General features: G+C 54.8%; 2 rRNA genes. Both read left to right on the top strand.

The features are described 5' to 3' along the window. Positions 1-9: 9 nt before the first annotated feature. Positions 10-3,130 (top strand): 23S ribosomal RNA (locus EB836_RS17865). A gap of 187 nt (positions 3,131-3,317) precedes the next feature. Beyond that, positions 3,318-3,436: ribosomal RNA gene (gene rrf, locus EB836_RS17860) — 5S ribosomal RNA — on the top strand. Positions 3,437-3,508: the final 72 nt, after the last annotated feature.

Here is a 3,508-nt window from a genome sequence, read left to right as displayed (position 1 = left end):
TTTGGGGTGTGGTGAGTGTGTAAGAGCGCATGGTGGATGCCTTGGCATCAGGAGCCGATGAAGGACGTGGAAATCTGCGATAAGCCTCGGGGAGTCGATAAACGGGCGTTGATCCGAGGATGTCCGAATGGGGAAACCCCGCTGCCTGTGAGGGTAGTGACCCGTGCCTGAATATATAGGGTACGTGGGGGGAACGCGGGGAAGTGAAACATCTCAGTACCCGCAGGAAGAGAAAATAACAATGATTCCGGGAGTAGTGGCGAGCGAAACTGGATGAGCCTAAACCGTGTGCGTGTCAAGCGTGCTGGTGTTGCGTGCACGGTGTTGTGGGGTATGTACGGTCTGGTCCAGCATGGCCAGTCTGTGTTGGTGTTGGTGTAGTCGAACCTGGTGGGAAACAGGACCGGAGTGGGTGAGAGTCCCGTAGACGAAACAGTGACGCCGGCGTAGTGTGCGTGTGCCCGAGTAGCACGGAACTCGTGGAATTTCGTGTGAATCTGCCAGGACCACCTGGTAAGGCTAAATACTTCCTGATGACCGATAGCGGATAAGTACCGTGAGGGAATGGTGAAAAGTACCCCGGGAGGGGAGTGAAAGAGTACCTGAAACCATGTGCTTACAATCCGTCAGAGCAGTATCTAGATGACTGTGATGGCGTGCCTTTTGAAGAATGAGCCTGCGAGTTAGCGGTGCGTGGCGAGGTTAACCCGTGTGGGGTAGCCGTAGCGAAAGCGAGTCCGAACAGGGCGTTGTCAGTCGCGTGTCCTAGACCCGAAGCGGAGTGATCTAGCCATGGGCAGGGTGAAGCGTGTGTAAGAGCGCGTGGAGGCCCGCACCCACTTCAGTTGAAAATGGAGGGGATGACCTGTGGTTAGGGGTGAAAGGCCAATCAAACTCTGTGATAGCTGGTTCTCCCCGAAATGCATTTAGGTGCAGCGTTGCGTGGTTCTTGCTGGAGGTAGAGCTACTGGATGGCTGATGGGCCCCACCGGGTTACTGACGTCAACTAAACTCCGAATGCCAGTCAAGGTTCAGCGTGGCAGTGAGACAGTGGGGGATAAGCTTCATTGTCGAGAGGGAAACAGCCCAGACCATCAACTAAGGCCCCTAAGCGTGTGCTCAGTGGGAAAGGATGTTCAGTTGCGAAGACAACCAGGAGGTTGGCTTAGAAGCAGCCACCCTTGAAAGAGTGCGTAATAGCTCACTGGTCAAGTGATTGAGCGCCGATAATGTAGCGGGGCTAAGTACACCGCCGAAGTTGTGGCAGCACCACGTGTATCCGTAATGGTGTGGTGTTGGGTAGGGGAGCGTCGAGTCGCTGGTGAAGCTGCCGTGTGAACGAGTGGTGGAAGCGGTTCGAGTGAGAATGCAGGCATGAGTAGCGAAAGACGGGTGAGAAACCCGTCCACCGGATGACCAAGGGTTCCAGGGCTAGGCTAATCCGCCCTGGGTAAGTCGGGACCTAAGGCGAGGCCGACAGGCGTAGTCGATGGACAACCAGTTGATATTCTGGTACCGACACACAACCGACAGTACCAAAACACATGAAACTAACCATGTCCCTCGCCCTCTCGTACTTCGGTAGGAGGGTTTGGCGAGGTATGTGGGACCTGAGTGTGGAGTCGGTAAGCGTGTGGTGTGACGCAGAAAGGTAGCCAGGCCGTGCGATGGTAGTCACGGTCTAAGGTTGTAGCACGCGGGGGTAGGTAAATCCGTCCCCGCTTTGTGTGTGAGAGCTGATGGGCGCCCCACTGTGGTGGGGTGATCTGGTGATCCTCTGCTGCCGAGAAAAGCATCGACGTGAGGGTGTGTGTTGCCCGTACCCTATAACCGACACAGGTGGTCGAGTAGAGAATACTAAGGTGATCGAGAGAATCGTGGTTAAGGAACTCGGCAAAATGCCCCCGTAACTTCGGGAGAAGGGGGACCATCCTGGTGAACCGCACTTGCTGCGGGATGTGCTGGTGGTGGTCGCAGAGGCCAGAGAGAAGCGACTGTTTATTAAAAACACAGGTCCGTGCGAAGATGTAAGTCGATGTATACGGACTGACGCCTGCCCGGTGCTGGAAGGTTAAGAGGACTCGTTAACAGGTTACTGTGAAGCGGAGAATTTAAGCCCCAGTAAACGGCGGTGGTAACTATAACCATCCTAAGGTAGCGAAATTCCTTGTCGGGTAAGTTCCGACCTGCACGAATGGCGTAACGACTTCTCTGCTGTCTCAACCACGAACTCGGCGAAATTGCATTACGAGTAAAGATGCTCGTTACGCGCAGCAGGACGGAAAGACCCCGAGACCTTCACTATAGTTTGGTATTGGTGTTCGGTGTGGTTTGTGTAGGATAGGTGGGAGACTATGAGGCTTGGTCGCTAGATCAGGTGGAGTCGATCGGTGAAATACCACTCTGACCATAGTGGATTCCTTAACTTCGGACCCTGATCGGGTTCAGGGACAGTGCCTGATGGGTAGTTTAACTGGGGCGGTTGCCTCCTAAAGAGTAACGGAGGCGCCCAAAGGTTCCCTCAGCCTGGTTGGCAATCAGGTGTCGAGTGTAAGTGCACAAGGGAGCTTGACTGTGAGACGGACGTGTCGAGCAGGAGCGAAAGCTGGGACTAGTGACCCGGCCATGGCTTGTGGAAGCGTGGTCGCTCAACGGATAAAAGGTACCTCGGGGATAACAGGCTGATCTTGCCCAAGAGTCCATATCGACGGCATGGTTTGGCACCTCGATGTCGGCTCGTCGCATCCTGGGGCTGGAGTCGGTCCCAAGGGTTGGGCTGTTCGCCCATTAAAGCGGTACGCGAGCTGGGTTTAGAACGTCGTGAGACAGTTCGGTCCCTATCCGCTGCGTGCGTAGGAAATTTGTGGAGGTCTGTCCTTAGTACGAGAGGACCGGGACGGACGAACCTCTGGTGTGCCAGTTGTTCCGCCAGGAGCATGGCTGGTTGGCTACGTTCGGGATGGATAACCGCTGAAAGCATCTAAGCGGGAAGCCTGCTCCGAGATGAGATTTCCATCCATACATTTTGTGTGGGAGAGGTGTCCTATAGATGATGGGGTTGATAGGCCGGGTATGGAAGCACTGTGAGGTGTGGAGTTGACTGGTACTAATACACCGATCACTCATCAACTCTTTTGTTGGGGTTGGTGTGTGCGTGAGAGTCTTTTTGGGTTGCACGTGGTGTTGGCTTGAGAAGTCACCCTGTTGTGGGGTGCATGTTATGTGACTGTTGTTGGTGTTCGCGTTCGCTGTGCGGTTCTTGGACCATTACCGCCTGACCTGTTTGTGGGTTGGGTGTGGTGGTGGTCTGTTGGTTTTGCGGTGGTGATAGTGGTGGGGAAACGCCCGGTTAACCGTTCCGATCCCGGTAGCTAAGCCCATGCGCGCTGATGGTACTGCAACTTGGTGGTTGTGGGAGAGTAAGTGACTGCCGCAATATTTTTTGGTGGGGGTGGCCTCGTCTGATTCCTGTTTGTGTGGGGGTTGGGCGGGGCCTTCCTCGTATTCA

Source organism: Brevibacterium sp. S111 (assembly GCF_004745075.1).
In the GTDB taxonomy this organism is placed as follows: Bacteria; Actinomycetota; Actinomycetes; order Actinomycetales; family Brevibacteriaceae; genus Brevibacterium.
Note: the sequence above shows the minus strand (reverse complement) of the source record. Positions and strands in the feature narration are given on the sequence as shown.